Origin of the sequence: Pseudomonas sp. WS 5051 (assembly GCF_012985715.1) — a bacterium.
GTDB lineage: Bacteria > Pseudomonadota > Gammaproteobacteria > Pseudomonadales > Pseudomonadaceae > Aquipseudomonas > Aquipseudomonas bubulae.
On sequence record NZ_JAAQWV010000004.1, the window covers coordinates 186,380 to 206,672 of the forward strand.

Consider the following 20,293-nt stretch of genomic DNA (forward strand, 5'->3'; position numbering starts at 1 on the left):
TTGATTGCTGAAAAATTGTATACAAAATAGATTTGTATTGTGTTTTATTGGTGTTATTGAGTGCGCCTCGCGAGGTGCGCCGAAGGCTTTCCATAACAAGATAAGGATGGCAACCATGAGTGCTTTAACCTTGAAAGTCGCTTTAGAACTGACCGCTCAGGCCTTGAGCGTCGGGCGTCAGATCAGTGCTGCGCCGCTGACGGTAGTGGTGCTCGACAGTGGCGGGCATTTGCTGGCGTTGCAGCGCGAAGACGGCGCCAGCCTGCTGCGCCCCAGCATTGCGATTGGCAAAGCCTGGGGCGCGATTGCCTTAGGCAAGGGCTCGCGTCTGCTGGCACTGGACGCGCAACAGCGCCCGGCGTTCTTCGCGGCGCTTAATGGCATGGGGCAAAGTGACGTGGTGCCTGCGCCGGGTGGGGTATTGATTCGTGATGAGGCGGGGCAGGTAATCGGTGCTGTTGGTATCAGCGGCGATACGTCGGATATCGACGAGCAATGCGCGATCAGCGCGGTAGAAGCGCTGGGCCTGCGGGCGGATGCGGGGGTGGCGGTCTGATTTGGGCTGAGTGATTGACCGCCTTCGCGAGCAGGCTCGCTCCCACAGATTGTGCGCAGGGTGGGAGCGAGCCTGCTCGCGAAGGCATTGTTGAGACACATTCAGCTAAAAAACGCCCCGTCCTCATTGTTCTTTCAGGGCTAGCCTTTTCATTACTCATCTATGAAAAGGCAAAGGAATGCCGTCTTTAGCTGCTTCACACCGCCTGCGTATCGGCCGCTGTTCCGAGCCAAATCGAATTTACCTGTTGAGCACCAACACGCTCTGCAGAGAGCCCATCTTTAAAGACTTTACCTTGGGACGATTAGTCGTCGCACAATTTCGCGCTGCCCAAGACCAGGGTTTTGCAGACTCGTTGGCCTGGGTCGTCATGCCAGATCACGTTCATTGGTTGATCGAATTACACCGTGGGACGCTCGGTAGCTTGATGCAACGAACCAAGTCTTTGAGTACCCAGGCTGTCAGGCGATCAACTGATCGCAAAATCAGCCTTTGGCAAAATGGCTTCCATGACCGGGCATTAAGGCGAGAAGAGGATCTGGTGAATGTTGCTCGTTATGTTGTCGCCAATCCGTTGCGGGCACGACTGCTCGCGAAGGTCCCAGCGTGGTTTATCGGTCCGGTTCGCAGCCCTTCAGCACCAACCGGATAATGGTTTGGGTTGCCGCTTCGTAGTCGCTGTCTTCAAGCTTGGTCTTGCCGGTGATGGCCGAGATCTGCCAGTCGAAGTCGGCGTAGGTCTGGGTTGCCGCCCAGATGCTGAACATCAGGTGGTGCGGGTCGATGGCGGCAATCTGGCCGCGGTCGATCCAGGTCTGGATGCAGGCGATGTTGTGTTGGGCCTGGGCATTCAACAGCTCTACCTGTTTTTCACTCAAGTGCGGGGCGCCATGCATGATTTCGCTGGCGAACACTTTCGAGGCAAAGGGCAGGTCACGGGAAATCACGATTTTTGAGCGGATGTAATTGCTCAATACCGTATTCGGCTCGCCATCGGCGTTGAACGGCGTCGAAGCCCGCAGGATCGGGTCGATAATGCTTTCAAGCACCTCGCGATAGAGGTTTTCCTTGGATTTGAAGTAGTAGTAGACATTGGGCTTGGGCACGCCGGCCTTGGCCGCGATATCGCTGGTTTTGCTGGCGGCGAAACCCTTGTCAGCGAATTCTTCGCTGGCGGCACGCAAAATCAGTTCTTTGTTACGCTCGCGGATACTGCTCATAAACCCGATATGTCCTTGCCTGCTGGGGCGGTCGGGCATGGTAGCACCGGGCTTGCAAGTGGCTCAAGATTGCCGCTTTGCGCGCGGCACGCGCTATGCTTGTGTCCATTCCATCTCTCAGGACGTTTTTCTATGACTGGCAGTAGCTTGCTGATGTTGCTCGATGATATCGCCGCCGTGCTCGATGACGTCGCTCTGATGACCAAAGTGGCCGCCAAAAAAACCGCCGGGGTGCTGGGCGATGACCTTGCGCTCAACGCCCAGCAGGTATCGGGCGTGCGTGCCGACCGGGAGTTGCCGGTGGTGTGGGCCGTGGCCAAGGGTTCGTTTCGCAACAAGGCGATTCTGGTACCGGCAGCGCTGGCCATCAGTGCCTTTGCGCCCTGGGCGGTGACGCCGCTGTTGATGGTGGGTGGGGCTTATCTGTGTTTCGAGGGTTTCGAAAAGGTCGCCCACAGTTTCACCCACAGCAAGGCCGATGCCCAGAGCCAGCGCCAGGCCTTGCAGGAGTCGCTGGCCGGTGCTGAAGTCGATCTGGCGGCGTTTGAAAAGGATAAGGTCAAGGGCGCCGTTCGTACGGACTTTATCCTGTCCGCCGAAATCATTGCCATCACCCTGGGCATCGTCTCCGACTCACCGCTGATGCAGCAGGTGGTGGTGTTGTCGGGTATCGCCATCGTGATGACAGTCGGGGTATATGGCGTGGTGGGTGGCATCGTCAAACTCGACGATGGTGGCCTGTACCTGAGCAAGAAGACCGGCGACGGCGCCTGGCCGCGGTTCCAGCGCAGCTTTGGCCGTGGTGTGTTGAGCGCAGCCCCGTACATGATGAAAAGTCTGACCGTGATCGGCACGGCGGCAATGTTCATGGTCGGCGGCGGTATCCTGACCCACGGTGTACCGCCGTTGCACCATTGGGTTGAAGGCGTTGCGCAAGGCAGCACGCAATGGCTGGGTGTGGTGTCGGTGATTGTGCCGACCCTGCTCGACGCCGTGGCCGGCATTATTGCCGGCGCGGTGGTGTTGGCCGTGGTGTCTGTCGCGAGCAAGGTCTGGCGGGCCATCAAGTCCTAGGCCGCGATGGCACGGGGCAGGGTACTGTCCTGCAGCAATCGATAGCCCAGCACCGCGAACAGCAGCATGACGCCGCCGGCGGCCAGCGACACGCTAAAACCGGCCTGGGCGCCGTACGCGTCCACCACCCAGCCGCCGAGTACCGCACCGAGGGCCACGCCCATGCCCAGACCGGTGATCATCCAGGTCAGGCCTTCAGTCAGCTTGGCAGGTGGGACAATGTTTTCCACCAGGCCCATGGCGGTGATCAGGGTGGGGGCAAAAAACAGCCCGGCGATCAGCATGCCCACGGCCAGGGTGGCGATGCTGTCGGCCCACAGCAGCGGCACCATGGTGATGGATGTGGCCAGGGCGCCGAGCACAAACAGCCTGGGCAGCGGCATGTTCAACTTGAGCATGCCGAACACCAGCCCGGCAGCGCACGATCCCAAGGCGTACATCGACAATACAATGCTTGCGGCAGCCGGTTGGCCCTGATGCTGGGCAAAGGCCACGCTAACCACATCCACCGTTCCCACAATCGTGCCCAGCCCAAGCAGGGCCAACAGCAAAACCACCACGGCGCCCTGGCGTAAAACTGTGCCCTGGTGCTCGCTGCTACGCGGGTGTACCGGTGGTTCGGTGCTGCGTTGCAGCACAAACACGCTGACGCCGATGGCCAGCAGGATGGCTGCCGCCAGTGGTCCGGCCTGGGGGAACAGCGCCACACTCAGGCCCACGGAAATCGGCGGGCCGATAATAAAGCTCACTTCATCGAGTACCGACTCGAACGAGAACGCCGTATGCAGTTTGGGCGAGCCGCGATACAGCTCGGTCCAGCGTGCCCGCACCATTGCCGACATGCTCGGCATGCAGCCCGACAGGGCGGCGAACACAAACAGCGTCCAGTCCGGCGCGCCAAAATGACTGCACAGCAGCAAGGCCAGCAGGGCGCTGACGCCAATGGCGGTGACACCGGGCAGGATGCGGCTCTGGCCGTAGCGGTCGACCCAGCGTGAAATCTGCGGAGCCAGCAGGGCTGTGGCCAGGGCAAAGGTGGCGGCTACGCCACCGGCCAGCCAATAGGAACCTTGCAGTTGCGCCAGCATGGTGATGATGCCGATGCCGACCATTGAGATCGGCATCCGCGCGATCAGGCCCGCACCGCTGAAAGCCTTGGTGCCGGGGGCGCTGAAAATCTCGCGATAGGGGTTGGCCATACAAGCTCCGGAACAGTGTTGGGGATTGCTTTCGTAGCAGCTGTCGAACGCAGCCTTGGGCAGCTGCTACGGGAATGTGTAAGTGCCGGTAATCACATACGCGGCGTATGTAGAAATATACGCATACACAGCGTATGTCAATTAACATACGTCGCGTATCCAAAAATAAAGGTGACAGGCATGGCGCCCAAAGCGCGGTCGCAAATGATCGAAGAAACCCGTGGCAAGCTGCTTGAGGCGGCTCGCCTGGCATTCAGTACGGTGGGCTATGCCCGGACATCGATGGACGAATTGACGGCTTCGGTCGGGCTGACGCGTGGCGCGTTGTACCACCATTTTGGCGACAAGAAAGGCTTGTTCAAGGCCGTGGCCCAGCAGATCGATGCCGAGCTGGATGCGCAGCTGGCACAGGTGTTTGAGCAGGCGGACAGCCAGTGGCAAGGGTTTAAGGATCAATGCCGGCTGTATCTGGAGATGGCCCTGCAAGTTGAGGTACAGCGCATTCTGTTGCGCGATGCGCCTTCGGTGCTGGGCTCGCAATATGTGCAGAACACCCAGTCGGTGTGCTGCCTGTCGATGGCGTCGATGCTGCAGGGGCTGATGGACACCGAGGTGATTCAACGCACCGGTCCCGAGGCGCTGGCGCGTCTGATTCAGGGCGGGCTGATGGATGCGTCGTTCTGGATTGCCGAGGCCGACAACCCGCCGCAGCGTCTGGCCGCTGCGCTGGACAGCCTGGACCTGATGCTGCGCGGTTTGCTGCGGGTGCCTGAGCCGCGCTGACGCGGCCCGGGCCCGTGCATCAGAAGTGGTACTTGATCAGCAGGCTGGTGGTGTTCTGATTGGTCTTGAACGCGCCGCTGTCTTCGATGCCGTACTTGTTTTTCCAGTAGTCGTATTCCACACCGACATACAGTTGCTTGGCGCTCCAGCTCAGGGCCTTGCCCAGGTCATATTTAACCTGCGGGTTGAAGTGCAGGTTGGCGTGGTAGGTGCCACGGGAGTTCTGGTCGTTGTCGACCACCCAGTCCATGTAGCCGTCGATCAGCACATCGGAGTTGCCCAGGGGCAGGGTGTAGGACCACACCGGGGTGATCTGCCACACACCTTTGCCGGCGCGGCTGCCTTCCGGGAAGCGCTGGTAGAAGTTCAGCTGGAAGTAGTCAAAGCCCGGCACGTTCAGGTCGAAACCCGGGCCGATCAGGTAGGCATCGGTATCGCCTTCGCCAAACTCGTAAGTCATGGCCAGCAATACGTCCTTGATCGGGCCGAATTCAAACTTCTGGTCGAAGATCTTGCCGAACGACAAACGCGGGGTGAATTCACCGTAGTAGGTGTTCGGGCCGACGTTGCCGTCTTTCTTGCCGTTGTAAAAGATACGGTCAAGGAAGAAGAAGTTGTCACCGTACTTCCAGCTGTCAGCATGCTCGAAGGTCATGGTCTGCTGAATTTTTGGATTGACCTGGAAGTCCTTGCCGTACAAGTAAGTCAGGCTGTTGGTTTGCCATTGCAGCAGGTCGCCGGCGACTGCCGGAGCCCCGCCCAGCATGCTCCCCGCAAGCATCAGGCCGGTAAGTGTGCGCTTCATTCGGTTAGCTCCAAAATATAGAAAGTTGTGCAAGTAGTGCGAACGTGGCGCTCTGTTGTGGCGCCTTGGTTCATGGTTTTAAAAGTTGCCTTTACGGTCAGCTTCAGTGCTTTTAGCAAGTTCGGGGCCATACCTGTTTTATAGCCATGAATAAACCCTCGACTGCGCGTTGGCAGTTGAGTGCAGGGGGGCGGCAGGCAGGCCGTAAACCTTTGATATAAAGGCAAAAGTTGGCTTTAAAGTCAGCTTTGAAAAACGTCGCGTTTAAGCGGGCGCGCAGGATACGGGCTCTGGCGCGTGCACTCAAGCGCTCTGTTAAAGCCCAGGGCGGGCAATAACAGAGCATGCACAGTCTAGAGCTTAGAAGTGGACTTTGATCAGGGCACTGGCGGTGTTCTGGTTGGTATCAAGACGGCTGCTGCTTTCGATGCCGTACTTGTCCTTCCAGTAGCTGTATTCAATCCCGACATAGAGCTGTTTTTCACCCAGGTTCAGGGCCTTGCCCAGGTCATATTTGATCTGTGGGTTGAAGTGCAGATTGGAGTGGTAGGTGCCGCGTGAGTTCTGGTCGTTGTCCACCACCCAGTCCATATAGCCGTCGATCAACACGTTGGAGCGGCCCAGGGGGATGGTGTAGGAAAACGACGGAGTGATCTGCCAGACCCCGGTGCCAGGGCGTGGGCCCTCGGTATGGCGGCGATAGAAGTTGAGGGTGAAGTAGTTGAAGCCCGGTACCGCCAGATCAAAGCCCGGGCCGATCAGGTAGGCCTCGCTGTCGCCTTCGCCATATTCATAGGTCATGGCCAGCAGCACATCCTTGATCGGGCCATATTCGAATTTGCGGTCGAAGATCTTGCCGAACGACAGGCGCGGGCTGAACTCGCCGTAATAGGTGTGCGGGCCTTTGTTGGGGTCTTCTTTGCCGTTGTAGAAAATCCGGTCGACAAACAGGAAGTTGTCGCCGTACTTCCATTTGTCCGCATGTTCGAAAGTGACGGTTTGCTGGATCGACGGGTTGATCGCGAAGTTCTTGCCGTACAGGTAGGTCAGGCTGTTGGTTTGCCATAAAAACAGGTCCCCGGCCATTGTCTGGCTGGCAGCCAAAAGTCCACCTGCGAGCGTGACGCCCCAGTGTTTGCACTTCATGGGTAACTCCCTTTTTTATTGTTTTTGTAAAGCGAGAGCCCCTCTCCCTAGCCCTCTCCCGGAGGGAGAGGGGATTGGTCGTGCGAGCGCTCAGGAACACCACCGATCAGCCCCCTCTCCCTTGGGGAGAGGGTTGGGGTGAGGGTCAGGGCTCAGTGCTGGTGCACATGCCCGCTCATGGCTGCGCGTTCGGAACCGCCCAGCACATTGAACATCAGGTTCAGGCACACCGCGCTGACAGCGGCCATGGCGATACCGCTGTGGGTGATGGGGTCCATCCACAGTGGCAGGTGGGCGAAAAACTCAGGACGCACCACCGGGATCAGGCCCATGCCGATGCTCACGGCCACCAGCAACTGATTGCGGCGGTCGGCGATGTCGGCTTCCTGGAGGATCTTGATCCCGGTTGCCGCGACCATGCCGAACATGGCAATGGCGGCGCCACCCAACACTGCAGGCGGAATCGAGGCCACCAGGTACGCCGCTTTCGGCAGCAGGCTGAGGGTGATCAGGAAGATACCGGCCATGATGGTTACCGAGCGGCAACGCACGCCGGTCATTTGCACCAGGCCAATGTTCTGGGCGAAGGAGGAGTGGGTGAAGGTGTTGAAAAAACCGGCGATAAACGAAGCGCCTGCGTCACACAGCAAACCGCGACGCAGCATGCGCGGGGTGACTTCCTGATCGGTGATTTTGCCCAGCGCCAGGAACATCCCGGTGGACTCGACAAAAATGATCACCACCACCAGGCACATCGAAAGAATCGGTGCCAAATGAAACTCCGGCATGCCGAAGTGCAAGGGGGTGACAACCTGGAACCACGGCGTATTGTCCAGCCCGGAGAGGTCGACCATGCCGATGGCGCCTGACAGCACATAGCCCAGGGCCATGCCGATCAAGACCGACACATTGACCCAGAAGCCGCGCATAAAGCGGTTGATCAGCAGGATGGTGCCCAGCACCAGAGCCGCGATGGCCAGGTACACCGGCGAGCCGAATTGCGCCGCAGCACTGCCGCCACCGGCCCAGTTGACCGCAACGGGGAACAGCGACAGGCCGATCGACGTAATGACAGTACCGGTGACCAGGGGAGGAAAGAAGCGCACCACCTTGGACATAAATGGCGCAATGATCATTCCGAAAAAGCCCGCGGCGATGGTCGCACCGAAGATCCCGGTCAAGCCGATACCCGGCATCCCGGCCATTGCCACCATGCTGCCAACGGCGGCAAAGCTGGCGCCCATCATGACCGGCATGCGAATACCCATGGGGCCGATACCCATCGACTGCACGATGGTAGCGACACCCGCCACCAGCAGGTCGGCGTTGATCAGAAACGCGATCTCTTCACGACTCAGGCCTGCAGCCTGTCCGATGATCAGCGGCACGGCCACGGCGCCGCCATACATCAGCAGCACATGCTGCAAACCGACCAGGATCAGTTGCAGCATGGGTAGCCGCGCCAGCGGGGGCGGGGCGGTCACGGCGGGTATGCGCGGTTCGGTTAAATCGGACATGCAACACCTCGGTCATTTTTATTGTTGTGAGCTAGTGGTGTGTTCTTGCGGCCGCAGCGGGGCTGCGACCGCAAAGGCGGTGCGTCAGTTGGTCCGTGCCCCTGCATTGATCCAGGCGCCGACCAGGTCGCGCTCCTGTTGCGTCATTTGCGTGATGTTGCCCAGCGGCATGATCGGCGTGACAACGGCCTGAGCCTGAATGCGCGGGGCCATCAGCTGGATCTGTTGCGCGGTGTCGAACATCACGCCTGCCGGAGCCGCACTGAACAACGGGCTGCTGGGGGTGGCGGAATGACAGACCGTGCAGCGCTCCTGGATCACCTTGTGGACTTGTTCAAAATCGACGGTGGCCACTGGCGCTGCCGCGGGTGCCTGTGCCGGTGCCGCTGGCGGAGCATCTGCAGCCTTGACGCCGCCCAGGGCGGTTTCCGGCAGCGGTTGGTACTTGATCACCTTGGCGGTTTCTGGCGCTGTCGACACAGGCTTTGGACCGGTAACGTAAGCCAGGCAAATCATGCCCAGGGCTGCGACCGGCAGGGTCCAGGCATATTTGTGGCTGTCGTGGCGGGTGTTGAAGTAGTGACGTACCAGCACTGCCAGCACCGCAATCCCGGCCAGGATCAACCAGTTGTACTGGCTGCCATAGGTGCTCGGGAAGTGGTTGCTGATCATGATGAACAGCACCGGCAAGGTGAAGTAGTTGTTGTGTCGCGAACGCAGCAGGCCTTTGGCCGGCAGTGCCGGGTCAGGGCTGCGGCCTTCCTTGATCGCGGCTACCAGGGCACGTTGTGCCGGCATGATGGTGCGGAATACGTTACCGACCATGATGGTGCCGATAATGGCGCCCACGTGCAGGTAGGCACCGCGCCCGCTGAACACTTTGCTCAGGCCGAACGCTGCTGCAACCAGTAGCACAAACAGGACGAAACCGAGCAGCGCCGGGCGTTTGCCCAGGGCGGAGTCGCACAGAAAGTCGTAAACGAACCAGCCGGCAATCAGCGAGCCGATACCGATGGCAACCGCTTCAGGGCCGCTCATGCTGCTGCCTGGAGCAATCAGGTACAGCGCGGGGTTGAAGTAGAACACCAGACAGAGCAGGGCGATGCCCGACATCCAGGTGAAATAGGCTTCCCATTTAAACCAGTGCAGGTTTTCCGGCATGGTGGGTGGGGCCAGCTTGTACTTTTCCAGGTGGTAAATACCGCCGCCGTGAATCGCCCATAGATCGCCAGCAAGGCCATCCTTGGGGTTGGCCCGGTTAAGGTTGTTCTCCAGCCAGACGAAATAAAACGACGCGCCAATCCAGGCCACACCGGTAATCATATGAATCCAGCGCACGCTCAGATTCAGCCATTCCATTAGATGTGCTTCCACAGTCTTTACCTCTTGCCCGTCACTCTTTTGTGAGTGTTGGACCTTCTCTTATTGGTGGGGGGCGAGGAACAGCAACTGATCCTCTTTAAAGAAATGCTCATCGCAGTTATTACCGCTGCCACTGCGATCAACCACCAGGAAGTCATCCCGCTTTTCGATCGTCAGCACCGGGTGGTGCCAGACGCCGCGATGGTAATTGATGCCCTGCCTGCCATTACTGACAAAGGCGCGGACCAGGTCCGATACAGGTTCATCGCCAACGGGCGCGACCACGATCAGAAAGGGGTTGCCGAGCAGCGGTATAAAAGCCTGGCTGCCCAGCGGATGGCGCTCCAGCATGCGTACGGTAAATGGCATGTCCTGCGCCTCGGCGCGGAAAATGCTGATGATCGCCTTGTCCTCTGGCGTAGCCGTTTCGACCTCGGCCAGACGGTGAAAGCGCATGGTCGAACCGTTATTGATCATGAAGTGGTCGCTGCCATCGGTTTCAATCACGTCACCGAAAGGGGCGAAGGCTTCTTTGGTCAGAGGTTCAATCATCAATGTGCGCATGGTGGTCTTCTTATTCGGGTTTCTGTGGTGTCAGTTTTGTCGGTATCGCGGGTAACCCCGCTCCCACAGAATGAATACATTTCAAATGTGGGAGCGAACTTGCCCGCGCTGGGTGCAGCGCTTATTTGGCGACTTTGCCCAATACGCGGATGCGGCTTACACCACCATCCGGGAACAGGTTGAGGCGAATGTGGGTGATCGGGCCGAGGTTTTTCAGTTGCTCGCTGTAGGTGTGTTCAGCGTGCATTTCCATTTTTTGGCTCGGCAGCAGTTCACGCCAGAACAGCGACTGGGTTTCGATCTGGCTGTCGGTACCGCCCTTGACGTACGCGCCCTGGATCGAGCAGCTGTCCGGGTAGTTGCCCTTGAAGTGCAGGGTGTCGACGATGATTTTTTCGATCTCGCCCGGGTGGCCCAGCGCGACGATGACCCAGTCATTGCCCGGGGTACGACGACGTGCGGTTTCCCAGCCATCGCCCATATTGATGCCGCGGCCAGGGTTGAGGATGTTGCTCATGCGTCCGAAGTGTTCGTCGGAGCAGGCGAGGGCGCGGCCACCGTTGAGAGCTGCGGCCAGATCGACCTGCTCGTTGTCGCCTACTGCCGACCAGTCACGGAACGGCACGCCGTACACGCGCAGACGCGCTACGCCGCCATCCGGGAAAATGTTGAAGCGCAGGTGGCTGAAGGCCTGGTCATTGTTGATTTCGTGGTAGTGATGGCTGTTGCCCTGCAGCTCGACGGCCGACAGTACTTCCACCCACTGGGTGTTTTCATTCGGTTCGCCCGAGGCCAGGAAGCAGGCTTCCAGCGAGGCCGATGGTGGAAAGTTGCCGGTGAAGAATGAAGTGTCGATGTCCACACCCTTGATCGAGCCCGGAACGCCAAGACGGATGACGGCACTGTCATAGCCTTCGAAGCGCTTGCGGCGGGACTCCCAGCCGTCCATCCACTTGCCGTTGTCATCGAAAACGCCCTCCTTCCATACGGCCGGGGTCGGCTGGAACATGCGGTTGGCGTCGGCAAACCAGTCATCGGTTACCGAAACGATTTTGGTGCCCAGGCGGGCATCGGCCAGGTTGACGAACTTCTCGAAAGGTACGGCGTAAGCTTTCATTCTTCTTGTCTGCCTTTAAATGAGTGGCTGGAGATGCGTCATCGGCGGGTGCCGGTTCGGCTTAGAGCTGGAGTAATCGGAACAGGGCGATCTTGTTGATTTCTGCCAACGCGCACTTGAACTCGACGTCTGCCGGGTTATGGATGCGGGTTTCGAACGCGGCGAGGATCTGGTGCCGGTCGCTGCCTTTTACCGCCATGATGAAGGGAAACTTGAACTTGGCTTTGTAGGCCTCGTTCAGCTCGGTGAAGCGTTGAAACTCTTCGGCCGTGCATTGGTGAATACCGGCGCCAGCCTGTTCATTGGTGCTGGCTTCGGTCAGTTGGCCCTGGACGGCTGCTTTGCCGGCCAGGTCCGGGTGAGCGTTGATCAATGCCAGCTGGCTGGCGTGATCGGCGCTCAACAAAATGTCACTCATGCGCTGGTGCAGGGTTTCGATCTGGTCGACGCTGCTGTCCAGGCCCAGGTCGTAGGCCTTTTCGGCAACCCAGGGCGAGTGTTCGTAGATATCGGCAAAAGCCGCCACGAAGGCTTCACGGCTCAGTTGTGAAGGCTTGAGGGTCTTGAAGGCGCTCATTTGGCGGTCTCGGCAACAAAAGGGTGGGTGGCGTGCCAGTGGCGGGCAATGTCCACGCGGCGGGTGAACCAGACCTGTTCGTGGCCCTTGGCGTACTCAATGAAACGCTTGAGGGCGGCCAGGCGCGCAGGGCGGCCAATGAGGCGGCAATGCAGGCCGATGGAAAGCATCTTCGGCGACTCTGCGCCTTCGGCGTACAGCACATCGAAAGCATCCTTGAGGTACTGGAAAAATTGCTCGCCGGTGTTGAAGCCCTGCACCTGGGTAAAGCGCATGTCATTGGTATCCAGGGTATAGGGGATCACCAGATGCGGTTTGCCGGTGGGATTGTTGGGTTCCCAGTAGGGCAGGTCGTCGTCATAGGTATCGCAGTCGTACAAAAAGCCGCCTTCTTCCATCACCAGGCGCCGGGTATTGGGACCGGTGCGGCCGGTGTACCAACCCAGCGGGCGTTCGCCGCTGATTTCGGTGAGGATGCGGATGGCTTCGAGCATGTGTTCACGCTCTTGTGCTTCATCCATGTACTGGTAGTCGATCCAGCGATAACCGTGGCTGCAGATCTCGTGCCCGGCCTCGACCATGGCGCGGATCACATCCGGATGGCGCTGGGCGGCCATTGCCACGGCAAACACCGTGAGCGGAATATCGAACTCGCGAAACAGCTTGAGGATGCGCCACACGCCTGCACGGCTGCCGTACTCATACAGCGACTCCATGCTCATGTTGCGCTCGCCCTGCAATGGTTGGGCTGAGACCATTTCCGACAGGAAGGCTTCAGACTCCTTGTCACCGTGCAGGATGTTGCGCTCGCCGCCTTCTTCGTAATTGAGAACAAAAGACAGGGCGATGCGGGCGTTGCCCGGCCAATGCGGGTGTGGAGGGTTTGGACCGTAACCAATCAGGTCGCGTGGGTAGTCAGCGCTCACTGCAGTCTTCCTTATTGTTCGTGGTAACAGTCGATTGGCCAGACCTGGCGTCACTGCGATGAGCTGATTGTATACAACTTTACATTTTATTTGTAACCCTGATTTTTGCTATTTCTACCACGATTTGTACAGAAAGAGTACTTGCAAGAAACCTGCCTGATTGGTCAGTTTATGGGCGAAAGGTCTCTGAGGACTGCGGCTTTGACGATTAATGCCGTGCAGGCCCCGTAGCGTCGGGGGATGCGCAGATTGTCATTTTTAATTGTGTACAATTTTTTTGATAAATGTCTTAATCGTTTCTTCGCCGAGCCTTTTGGTGCGCCAAAAGAGGGCGGCAGCCGTTTTTTTCACGACTCGGGAGGTCGCACAATCAATGGGACGTTTGACTACGCACGTTTTGGATGCCGCACACGGCTGCCCGGGCAGCTCGATCAAGGTCGAGCTGTATCGGGTTGAAGGTTCGGGGCTGGAGTTGGTCGCTACAGCCCTGACCAACAGCGATGGCCGTTGCGACGCGCCGTTGCTGGAGGGGGAGGCCTACCGTTCCGGGGTTTACCAGGTGCAGTTCAGTGCCGGTGATTACTACCGCGCACGGGGTGTGAAATTGCCGGAGCCGGCGTTTCTGGATGTGGTGGTACTGCGTTTCGGGATCAGCGCCGAGCAGGATCACTACCATGTACCGCTACTGATTTCGCCGTACAGCTACTCGACCTATCGCGGTAGCTAATCGTTTTCGATCTGCGCATGTGGTTATTTGCCCGCTCACACTGCGGGCTTTTTTTTGCCTGTCTAAATGCCATGTCCGTAGCAGCTGCCGAAGCAACGAGGCTGCGTTCGGCGGCGTAGCCGTCGTAGAACCTGAATCCGCTGTCCATCAGATAAATCGCGAACTCAGGTCTTACGATTGCTTCGCAATCGAACGCAGCCTCGTTGCTTCGGCAGCTGCTACGGGCTTGTGTGCAATCAGCGGCTCAACAACGACGCCGTGCCTGCCACGCTGAACAGCCCGGCACTGACCCGGTTGAACCAGCTCTGGCCCTTGCCGCTGCGCAGGTACCCCGCCGCACCGTGGGCACCCAGGCCGTAGGCCAGCTTGCACAGCAGGTCGAGCACGGTCCAGGTGGCGATCATCACCAGTAACTGGTTGAGGAACGGTAGATCGGGGTTGAGAAACTGCGGCAAAAAGGCAGCAAAGAACAGAATGTCCTTAGGATTGCTGGCCCCCAGCACGAACGCGCGCCCAAACAGGGCGCTAAAGCGCGGTATTGGTGCGGCTTCGGGCACATTGGTGACGGTGGCCGGCTGACGCGATTGTTTCCAGCTTTGCCAGGCCAGGTAAAACAGGTACAGCGCGCCCACGATCTTCAGGGCGCTGAAGAGTTTTTCCGAGGCCAGCAGCAAGGCGCCCAAACCCAGTGCCGAAGCGCTGAGCAGGCAGATCGAGGCAAATACACCTCCCAGAAAAGCCGGGTACGAACGGCGCAAGCCGTAGTTCAGACTGTTGCTGATCATCAATAACGACAGCGGCCCTGGAATCAGGATTACCACCAATGCCGCGCTGCTGAACAGCAGCCAGGTTTCCAGACTCATCACTTCCTCCCAAACAACAAAGGCCCCGCGTCATTGCGGGGCCGATTGATACCGCCCGGTTTACAGGAAAATAAACTTGGCGATGAAAATAGCGCAGAGCACCCACAGGCTGACGGAAATTTCCCGGTATTTGCCGGTGCCTGCCTTGAGTGCGACAAAGCTGATAAAGCCCAGGGCTATCCCGTCGGCGACCGAGAAGGTCAAAGGCATCATGATCACGGTCACTATGGCCGGGATGCAGTCAGTGGGTTCGTCCCAGTTGATGTGCTGCATGCCGCCCATCATCAGCATGGCCACATAAATCAGAGCGCCTGCTGTGGCATAAGCGGGGATCATGCCAGCCAGGGGGGCAAAGAACATGGCGGCCACAAACAACACCCCCACGGTGACGGCAGTAAGCCCGGTACGCCCGCCTGCCGCAACGCCTGCGGCGCTTTCCACGTAGCTGGTCACGGGTGGCACGCCGACCACCGCACCGAACACGCTGGAGGCGCTGTCGGCCTTGAGGGCCCGGGACAGGTTTTCGATCCTGCCATCGGCCTTCACCAGGCCGGCACGCTGGGCCACGCCCATCAGGGTGCCGGCCGTATCGAACATGTGTACAAACAGAAAGGCCAGCACCACGCTGATCATGCTGATGTCGAAAACGCCCTTGAGGTCCATGGCCATCCAGGTCGGTGCAAGGCTTGGCGGTGCCGACATGATGCCGTTGTAATGCACCAGGTCCAGGCCCCAGCCGGCGAGGGTCACGGCGATAATGCTGATCAGGATGGCGCCGAAGACGCGGTGATAGCTCAGAATCGCAATCATCAAAAAGCACACCGCTGCCAGCAGCGGGGCAGGGTCGCGCAATGAACCGAGCTTGATCAGGGTGGCCGGGCTGTCGACGATAATGCCCGAGGTTTTCAGGCCGATAATCCCCAGGAACAACCCCACCCCGGCACCCATCGCGTACCGCAAGCTGACGGGAATGCTGTTGAGCAGCCATTCACGCACCCGCGACAGGGTCAGAATCAGGAACAGCACACCGGAGACAAACACGGCACCCAATGCTGTTTCCCAGCTGTAACCCATGGTTCCGACCACGGTGTAAGTAAAAAACGCATTCAGGCCCATACCTGGCGCCAGGCCTACTGGCCAGTTGGCGTAAAGCCCCATCAACAGGCTGCCGAGAGCAGCGGCAATGCAGGTGGCGACGAAGGCTGCACCATGATCGATCCCAGCATCGGCCATGATGTTGGGATTGACGAAGATGATGTAGGCCATGGTGATGAAGGTGGTCAGCCCTGCAATCAGCTCGGTTTTGACCGTGGTGCCATGCAGTGACAGTTTGAACAGGCGTTCCAGCCAGCTGCGGGAGGCGGGCGGTGCAAATTCGACAACGGGTATTTCTGACTTTTGGCTGTCCACGGTGATTTCCTCAGGCTTTTATTATTTTTAAGGGCACTGGGTGTGGCGGGAGATGTTTTTCTGACTTTAGGGTCAGAAACGCAGGCGAAGTGAATTATGCTTTTGTATACAAAAAAAGCAAATAATGTTTTTCAGATTGTGATCAGAAAGTGATGGGTGGGTGTCTGTTTTCTGTGGGAGCGAGTTTGCTCGCGATTGGATCGCTGCGGTACAACTGGAGTACTGCGGCGCCTGCATCGCGGGCAAGCCCGCTCACAGAACAAGCCACCTTCCACAGGAACCCTGCTCTAGAGCTGGCGGCTTTGTCCCAGGGCATGATTGACCGCCAGCCAGCCATTCACCGCGTCTTCACCTGCCTGAGCAAATACCCTTTGCAGCAGCTTGACCTGTTCGCGGCGCAGGCTCTTTTCGAAGGCCACACCGTCGGCAGTCAGTTCCAGCAGGCGTTTGCGCTTGTCGGTCTCGGGCGCGACGCTGCGCACCAGGGCCATCTCGATCAACTGGCGTAATGGCGTATTCAGGGCCTGCTTGCTCACGCCCAGTAAGGTCAGCAGTTCCTTGACGCTGACACCGGGGTGGTGGGCGATAAAAAAAACAATACGCTGATGCACCCGACTCAGCCCACGACGTGCCAGCATTTCATCCGCTTTGGCGGTAAATGCTTGATAGCCAAAGAAGAAGGCTTCCATGGCGGCGCGCTGAGTGGTCGGATTTTTAAGGTCAAGCATATTGACGTATCTAGGGTTCGCGGCGTAGTTTCGGTCAAACAGTTTGACTTATTTCCAATTACTTCCGCTACCGGTGATCTGTATGGCCTTCTCCGAACGTGTTTCCCGCCTGAAAAGCTCCTTGATTCGTGAAATTCTGGCTGCGGCCCAACGTCCGGAAGTCATGTCTTTCGCTGGCGGGCTACCGGCCGAGGCCATGCTGCCCAAGGTCGACTGGACCGATATGCCTGCCTCGATGGGTCAATACGGCATGAGCGAAGGTGAGCCGGCACTGCGTGAAGTACTTGCTGCAGAGGCTCGCGCACTGGGGGTTGATTGCGACGCCAGCCAGGTGATGGTGTTGAGCGGTTCGCAGCAGGCGCTTGATCTGGCAGCCAAGCTGTATATCGACAAGGGCACCGAAATCATGCTCGAAGCACCGACCTACCTGGCGGCGCTGCAAATCTTCCAATTGTTCGGTGCCGAATGCCTGACGTTTCCGCTGCAAGCTGATGGCCCTGATCTGGCTGCGTTGCGCGTGCAGCTGGAAAAACACAGCCCGGCGTTCATCTACTTGATCCCGACGTTCCAGAATCCGTCTGCTGTGCGTTACAGCGAAACCAAGCGCGACGCGGTTGCTGCCTTGCTCGACGAGTTCGGCGTGACCCTGATCGAAGACGAGCCGTACCGCGAGCTGAACTTCGACGGCGGCAGCGCCACACCGATTGTCAGCCGCCTGAAAAAAGCCAGCTGGATCTATACCGGCACGGTGTCCAAGACCCTGTTGCCTGGTCTGCGCGTCGGTTTCCTGATTGCCAGCCCTGACCTGTATCCGCACTTGCTGCGCCTTAAGCAATCGGCTGACCTGCACACCAACCGCGTTGGCCAGTGGCAAGCCTTGCAGTGGATCGGCACCGAGAAAATGAGTAATCACCTGGCCGAACTGCGTGATTTCTACCGCGTGCGCCGTGACGGTTTTCAGCTGGCGCTGGAAGAGCATTTCTCGGATCTGGCTGACTGGCATGTGCCCCAGGGCGGTTTGTTCTTCTGGCTGACCCTCAAGCAACCGTTCGATACCCGCACTTTGCTCAAGCCTGCGCTGGAACAGAACGTGGCCTTTATGCCTGGCGAGCCGTTCTTCGCCAACCCGGACCAGAACGTGGGCAGCCTGCGCCTGAACTTCAGCCACATCGATCCGGCACGTCTGCATGAGGGCCTCAAGCGTCTGGCCAACGTGATTCGTCAGGCCCAGGCTGCCCAGGCGGCCTGAAGGAGGCGCAATGCTCAAGGTTTATGGCGATTACAACTCGGGCAACTGCTACAAGATCAAGCTGATGCTGCATTTGCTGGGGCTTGAGTATCAGTGGTTTGCCGTGGACATTCTCAAGGGTGAAACCGAGACCCCGGAGTTTCTGGCGAAAAACCCCAACGGTAAAGTGCCGGTGCTGGAGCTGGAAGACGGTACGTGCCTGTGGGAGTCCAACGCGATTCTCAACTACCTGGCCGACGGCAGCGAGTTTTTGCCGACCGAACCGCGTTTGCGCACGCAAGTGCTGCAATGGCAGTTTTTCGAGCAGTACAGTCATGAGCCTTATATTGCGGTGGCGCGCTTTATCCAGTTTTACCTGGGGCTACCCGAAGAGCGCCTTGAGGAATACCGCAAGCTGCAAAAGCGTGGCTACAAGGCGCTGGACGTGATGGAGCAACAGCTCACGCGCACGCCGTATCTGGTGGGTGAGCAATACTCGATCGCCGACGTGACGCTGTATGCCTATACCCATGTGGCCCATCAGGGCGGGTTTGACCTGAGCGGCTACCCGGGTATTCAGGCCTGGCTGGCGCGGGTGGCCAGCCATGCGCGGCATGTGGGAATGCTCGATTGAGCAAATCGCCCCTTTAAAAAAACCGGCCAAGTGCCGGTTTTTTTTGTGCGCACATTCTGTAGCCGCTGACGAGGTCTGAAGGAAACTTCAACTGTGGGAGCGAGCCTGCTCGCGAAGGTCGTTCGCGAGCAGGCTCGCTCCCACAGGGAGGGTAGACCGGGGGATGGCCTTAAACGTTGGCAAAGCGCTGGTTCAGGTAGTCAATGATCACTTTGGACTCATACATCCAGGTGGTTTTGCCGCCTTCTTCGATGCGCAGGCAAGGTACTTTGATCTTGCCCCCTTGCTCCAGCAGGGTCTGGCGATCCTGCTCGTTGTTCTTCGCGTCACGCAGGGCCACTGGCACATTTAGGCGGCGCAGGGTGCGGCGCGTTTTTACACAGAAAGGGCAGGCGTGGAACTGAAACAGGGTCAGGCCCTTGGCAGCCTGGTCGACCTGCGCCTGAGCGGCGGCAGGGCGCTGCTTTTTGCTTGGACGTGTCACGAAATCGCCAGCGATGATGAGCTGACCCAGGCCTACGCGAAGCGCTTTGATAAACACAGTAAAAGCCTCATGGGCAAATTAATAAGGGACGCAGCTTACCTGAAATTGTGCAGGCGAAAAAAAACCGGCGATAAACGCCGGTTTTTTCTGTGCCGCAGTTACTTGATCAGGCTGAGAAACTCGCTGCGCGTGGCGGCGTTTTCGCGGAACTCACCCAGCATCACCGAAGTGATCATCGACGAGTTCTGCTTCTCGACACCGCGCATCATCATGCACATGTGCTTGGCCTCGATCACAACGGCCACGCCCAGGGCGCCGGTGACTTGCATCACGGCGTCGGCGATCTGGCGACTGAGATTTTCCTGGATCTGCAGGCGACGGGCATACATATCGACAATACGCGCCACTTTCGACAGGCCCAGCACTTTGCCGCTCGGAATGTACGCGACATGGGCCTTGCCGATAAACGGCAGCAGGTGGTGTTCGCACAGCGAGTACAACTCGATGTCCTTGACCAGCACCATTTCGCTGTTGTCTGAGCTGAACAAGGCACCGTTGGTGACTTCTTCCAGGGTTTGTTCATAGCCGCGGCAAAGGTACTGCATGGCCTTGGCGGCACGCTTTGGCGTATCCAGCAGGCCTTCACGGGAAACGTCTTCGCCGAGTTGACCGAGGATCGCGGTGTAGTTTTGTTCCAGGGACATTAATCTACCTGTGGGATTTTTCGCAAAGAGTAAGGGTACGGGGGCTGACACGACGCTGCAAGCGTGATGACACGCTGTTACTCGTCACGCCCCTCCATCATGGTGCGCTTGAGCATCACATAGACCGCGCCGGCGCCGCCATGCCTGGCCTGGCAGGAGCAGAAGCCCAGTACCTGTGAGTGCTGGCGCAGCCAGGTGTTGACGTGGCTTTTGATCATCGGGCGCTTGCCGTCCAGACGCACGGCCTTGCCGTGGGTAACGCGCACGCAACGTACTTCAAGGCGCACGGCTTCACCGAGGAATTCCCAAAGGGTTTCGCGGGCCTTTTCAACGGTCATGCCGTGCAGGTCAAGGCTGCCTTCAAAGGCGATCTGCCCCAGCTTGAGCTTGCGCATCTGGCTTTCCTGCACGCCGTCACGGGCCCAGCTCAGCTGGTCCTCGGGGCCAACATCAATCACAAACTGGTCTGACAGGCCGTCGATGATGGTCGCGTTGGTGCGCACAATGGCGTTCTGGCGCAACTTGGCCAGCTGCGCACGGTCAGCCTTGGGTTTGCCGGTGTCGGCACGATCATGCTTGATCGGTTTGACACCGCGAATCTCGTTTTTGAACAGGGAAAAATCGTCGTCTTGCATGTCAGCCTCCGCGAAGGGCTGCCAGTTTACCCAA

Annotated in this window: 23 protein-coding genes; 7 read left to right on the plus strand and 16 right to left on the minus strand. The window is 58.6% G+C overall.

Annotated elements, in window-relative coordinates:
* Positions 1–115 precede the first annotated feature (115 nt).
* Positions 116–556 carry a heme-binding protein gene (locus HBN79_RS07980; protein ID WP_095002064.1) on the plus strand — a complete coding sequence of 147 codons (441 nt, stop codon included), beginning with the start codon at positions 116–118 and terminating at the stop codon, positions 554–556.
* A gap of 178 nt (positions 557–734) precedes the next feature.
* On the plus strand, positions 735–1,208 hold the full coding sequence (locus HBN79_RS07985) for a transposase (protein ID WP_169916528.1): 474 nt from the start codon (positions 735–737) through the stop codon (positions 1,206–1,208).
* Here the strand turns inward: HBN79_RS07985 and HBN79_RS07990 are convergent.
* A complete protein-coding gene (locus HBN79_RS07990) occupies positions 1,168–1,776 on the minus strand; it encodes a TetR/AcrR family transcriptional regulator (RefSeq protein ID WP_095021338.1) in 609 nt (202 codons plus the stop codon). The two genes, HBN79_RS07985 and HBN79_RS07990, sit on opposite strands and share 41 nt — an antisense overlap.
* 132 nt (positions 1,777–1,908) lie before the next feature.
* On the opposite strand from HBN79_RS07990, the gene HBN79_RS07995 reads away from it, so the two are divergent.
* Positions 1,909–2,850, plus strand: a complete 942-nt coding sequence (locus tag HBN79_RS07995; RefSeq protein WP_169916529.1) for a DUF808 domain-containing protein — start codon at positions 1,909–1,911, stop codon at positions 2,848–2,850.
* Here HBN79_RS07995 and HBN79_RS08000 read toward each other — a convergent pair.
* A complete protein-coding gene (locus tag HBN79_RS08000) occupies positions 2,847–4,049 on the minus strand; it encodes an MFS transporter (RefSeq protein WP_095019576.1) in 1,203 nt (400 codons plus the stop codon). The genes HBN79_RS07995 and HBN79_RS08000 overlap by 4 nt on opposite strands.
* A gap of 180 nt (positions 4,050–4,229) precedes the next feature.
* Between HBN79_RS08000 and HBN79_RS08005 the strand changes: the two genes are divergently transcribed.
* Positions 4,230–4,832, plus strand: coding sequence for a TetR/AcrR family transcriptional regulator (locus HBN79_RS08005; RefSeq protein ID WP_169916530.1), 603 nt, complete (start codon positions 4,230–4,232; stop codon positions 4,830–4,832).
* A 19-nt stretch (positions 4,833–4,851) separates the two neighbouring features.
* Here HBN79_RS08005 and HBN79_RS08010 read toward each other — a convergent pair whose 3' ends face one another.
* From HBN79_RS08010 to puuE, 8 genes are all read right to left on the minus strand, one after another.
* On the minus strand, positions 4,852–5,637 hold the full coding sequence (locus tag HBN79_RS08010) for an outer membrane protein OmpK (protein WP_138738217.1): 786 nt from the start codon (positions 5,635–5,637) through the stop codon (positions 4,852–4,854).
* Between the two features lie 360 nt (positions 5,638–5,997).
* On the minus strand, positions 5,998–6,783 hold the full coding sequence (locus tag HBN79_RS08015) for an outer membrane protein OmpK (RefSeq protein WP_095002058.1): 786 nt from the start codon (positions 6,781–6,783) through the stop codon (positions 5,998–6,000).
* Positions 6,784–6,935: 152 nt separating this feature from the next.
* Entirely contained in the window at positions 6,936–8,300 is a 1,365-nt protein-coding gene (locus HBN79_RS08020) for a nucleobase:cation symporter-2 family protein (RefSeq protein WP_095002057.1), read from the minus strand.
* An 84-nt stretch (positions 8,301–8,384) separates the two neighbouring features.
* Entirely contained in the window at positions 8,385–9,674 is a 1,290-nt protein-coding gene (locus tag HBN79_RS08025; RefSeq protein ID WP_095002056.1) for a urate hydroxylase PuuD, read from the minus strand.
* A gap of 48 nt (positions 9,675–9,722) precedes the next feature.
* Positions 9,723–10,226, minus strand: a complete 504-nt coding sequence (locus HBN79_RS08030; RefSeq protein WP_016781501.1) for an ureidoglycolate lyase — start codon at positions 10,224–10,226, stop codon at positions 9,723–9,725.
* Positions 10,227–10,347: 121 nt separating this feature from the next.
* Entirely contained in the window at positions 10,348–11,343 is a 996-nt protein-coding gene (alc, locus tag HBN79_RS08035) for an allantoicase (protein WP_086797829.1), read from the minus strand.
* Positions 11,344–11,404: 61 nt separating this feature from the next.
* Positions 11,405–11,920, minus strand: coding sequence for a 2-oxo-4-hydroxy-4-carboxy-5-ureidoimidazoline decarboxylase (gene uraD, locus HBN79_RS08040; RefSeq protein WP_016781499.1), 516 nt, complete (start codon positions 11,918–11,920; stop codon positions 11,405–11,407).
* On the minus strand, positions 11,917–12,846 hold the full coding sequence (puuE, locus tag HBN79_RS08045) for an allantoinase PuuE (RefSeq protein WP_095002055.1): 930 nt from the start codon (positions 12,844–12,846) through the stop codon (positions 11,917–11,919). Before puuE ends, uraD begins: the two co-directional genes overlap by 4 nt.
* A gap of 373 nt (positions 12,847–13,219) precedes the next feature.
* Between puuE and uraH the strand changes: the two genes are divergently transcribed.
* Positions 13,220–13,573 carry a hydroxyisourate hydrolase gene (gene uraH / locus HBN79_RS08050; protein ID WP_095002054.1) on the plus strand — a complete coding sequence of 118 codons (354 nt, stop codon included), beginning with the start codon at positions 13,220–13,222 and terminating at the stop codon, positions 13,571–13,573.
* Positions 13,574–13,809: 236 nt separating this feature from the next.
* Here the strand turns inward: uraH and HBN79_RS08055 are convergent, their stop codons facing one another.
* From HBN79_RS08055 to HBN79_RS08065, 3 genes are all read right to left on the minus strand, one after another.
* Positions 13,810–14,436, minus strand: coding sequence for a LysE family translocator (locus HBN79_RS08055; RefSeq protein WP_095019573.1), 627 nt, complete (start codon positions 14,434–14,436; stop codon positions 13,810–13,812).
* 60 nt (positions 14,437–14,496) lie between these two features.
* Entirely contained in the window at positions 14,497–15,825 is a 1,329-nt protein-coding gene (locus HBN79_RS08060; RefSeq protein WP_346010139.1) for an NCS2 family permease, read from the minus strand.
* A gap of 308 nt (positions 15,826–16,133) precedes the next feature.
* Positions 16,134–16,574, minus strand: a complete 441-nt coding sequence (locus tag HBN79_RS08065; RefSeq protein WP_095002051.1) for a MarR family transcriptional regulator — start codon at positions 16,572–16,574, stop codon at positions 16,134–16,136.
* A gap of 82 nt (positions 16,575–16,656) precedes the next feature.
* On the opposite strand from HBN79_RS08065, the gene HBN79_RS08070 reads away from it, so the two are divergent.
* Positions 16,657–17,823 (plus strand): PLP-dependent aminotransferase family protein, encoded by a 1,167-nt coding sequence (locus HBN79_RS08070; protein ID WP_095019571.1) that lies wholly within the window; start codon positions 16,657–16,659, stop codon positions 17,821–17,823.
* A 10-nt stretch (positions 17,824–17,833) separates the two neighbouring features.
* Positions 17,834–18,436 (plus strand): glutathione S-transferase family protein, encoded by a 603-nt coding sequence (locus HBN79_RS08075; RefSeq protein ID WP_169916532.1) that lies wholly within the window; start codon positions 17,834–17,836, stop codon positions 18,434–18,436.
* Positions 18,437–18,605: 169 nt separating this feature from the next.
* Here HBN79_RS08075 and HBN79_RS08080 read toward each other — a convergent pair whose 3' ends face one another.
* The 3 genes from HBN79_RS08080 to HBN79_RS08090 all read right to left on the minus strand — a co-directional run bounded on the left by HBN79_RS08080 (position 18,606) and on the right by HBN79_RS08090 (position 20,259).
* Positions 18,606–18,977: a glutathione S-transferase N-terminal domain-containing protein gene (locus HBN79_RS08080; RefSeq protein ID WP_095002048.1), complete on the minus strand. Its 372-nt coding sequence runs from the start codon at positions 18,975–18,977 to the stop codon at positions 18,606–18,608.
* Between the two features lie 101 nt (positions 18,978–19,078).
* Entirely contained in the window at positions 19,079–19,624 is a 546-nt protein-coding gene (gene folE / locus HBN79_RS08085) for a GTP cyclohydrolase I FolE (protein ID WP_003442011.1), read from the minus strand.
* Positions 19,625–19,701: 77 nt separating this feature from the next.
* Positions 19,702–20,259 (minus strand): Smr/MutS family protein, encoded by a 558-nt coding sequence (locus HBN79_RS08090; protein ID WP_095002047.1) that lies wholly within the window; start codon positions 20,257–20,259, stop codon positions 19,702–19,704.
* Positions 20,260–20,293 lie beyond the last annotated feature (34 nt).

Bases quoted from the DNA above. Each gene is read 5' to 3' on its own strand.
- HBN79_RS08090 (WP_095002047.1), bottom strand. From the start codon at position 20,259: ATGCAAGACGACGATTTTTCCCTGTTCAAAAACGAGATTCGCGGTGTC.
- HBN79_RS08000 (WP_095019576.1), bottom strand. From the start codon at position 4,049: ATGGCCAACCCCTATCGCGAGATTTTCAGCGCCCCCGGCACCAAGGCT.
- HBN79_RS08010 (WP_138738217.1), bottom strand. From the start codon at position 5,637: ATGAAGCGCACACTTACCGGCCTGATGCTTGCGGGGAGCATGCTGGGC.
- alc (WP_086797829.1), bottom strand. From the start codon at position 11,343: ATGAAAGCTTACGCCGTACCTTTCGAGAAGTTCGTCAACCTGGCCGAT.
- HBN79_RS07980 (WP_095002064.1), top strand. From the start codon at position 116: ATGAGTGCTTTAACCTTGAAAGTCGCTTTAGAACTGACCGCTCAGGCC.
- folE (WP_003442011.1), bottom strand. From the start codon at position 19,624: ATGTCCCTGGAACAAAACTACACCGCGATCCTCGGTCAACTCGGCGAA.
- HBN79_RS07995 (WP_169916529.1), top strand. From the start codon at position 1,909: ATGACTGGCAGTAGCTTGCTGATGTTGCTCGATGATATCGCCGCCGTG.
- uraD (WP_016781499.1), bottom strand. From the start codon at position 11,920: ATGAGCGCCTTCAAGACCCTCAAGCCTTCACAACTGAGCCGTGAAGCC.
- HBN79_RS08055 (WP_095019573.1), bottom strand. From the start codon at position 14,436: ATGAGTCTGGAAACCTGGCTGCTGTTCAGCAGCGCGGCATTGGTGGTA.
- HBN79_RS08015 (WP_095002058.1), bottom strand. From the start codon at position 6,783: ATGAAGTGCAAACACTGGGGCGTCACGCTCGCAGGTGGACTTTTGGCT.
- HBN79_RS08020 (WP_095002057.1), bottom strand. From the start codon at position 8,300: ATGTCCGATTTAACCGAACCGCGCATACCCGCCGTGACCGCCCCGCCC.
- HBN79_RS08030 (WP_016781501.1), bottom strand. From the start codon at position 10,226: ATGCGCACATTGATGATTGAACCTCTGACCAAAGAAGCCTTCGCCCCT.
- HBN79_RS08065 (WP_095002051.1), bottom strand. From the start codon at position 16,574: ATGCTTGACCTTAAAAATCCGACCACTCAGCGCGCCGCCATGGAAGCC.
- HBN79_RS07990 (WP_095021338.1), bottom strand. From the start codon at position 1,776: ATGAGCAGTATCCGCGAGCGTAACAAAGAACTGATTTTGCGTGCCGCC.
- HBN79_RS08075 (WP_169916532.1), top strand. From the start codon at position 17,834: ATGCTCAAGGTTTATGGCGATTACAACTCGGGCAACTGCTACAAGATC.
- HBN79_RS08070 (WP_095019571.1), top strand. From the start codon at position 16,657: ATGGCCTTCTCCGAACGTGTTTCCCGCCTGAAAAGCTCCTTGATTCGT.
- HBN79_RS07985 (WP_169916528.1), top strand. From the start codon at position 735: ATGCCGTCTTTAGCTGCTTCACACCGCCTGCGTATCGGCCGCTGTTCC.
- HBN79_RS08005 (WP_169916530.1), top strand. From the start codon at position 4,230: ATGGCGCCCAAAGCGCGGTCGCAAATGATCGAAGAAACCCGTGGCAAG.
- uraH (WP_095002054.1), top strand. From the start codon at position 13,220: ATGGGACGTTTGACTACGCACGTTTTGGATGCCGCACACGGCTGCCCG.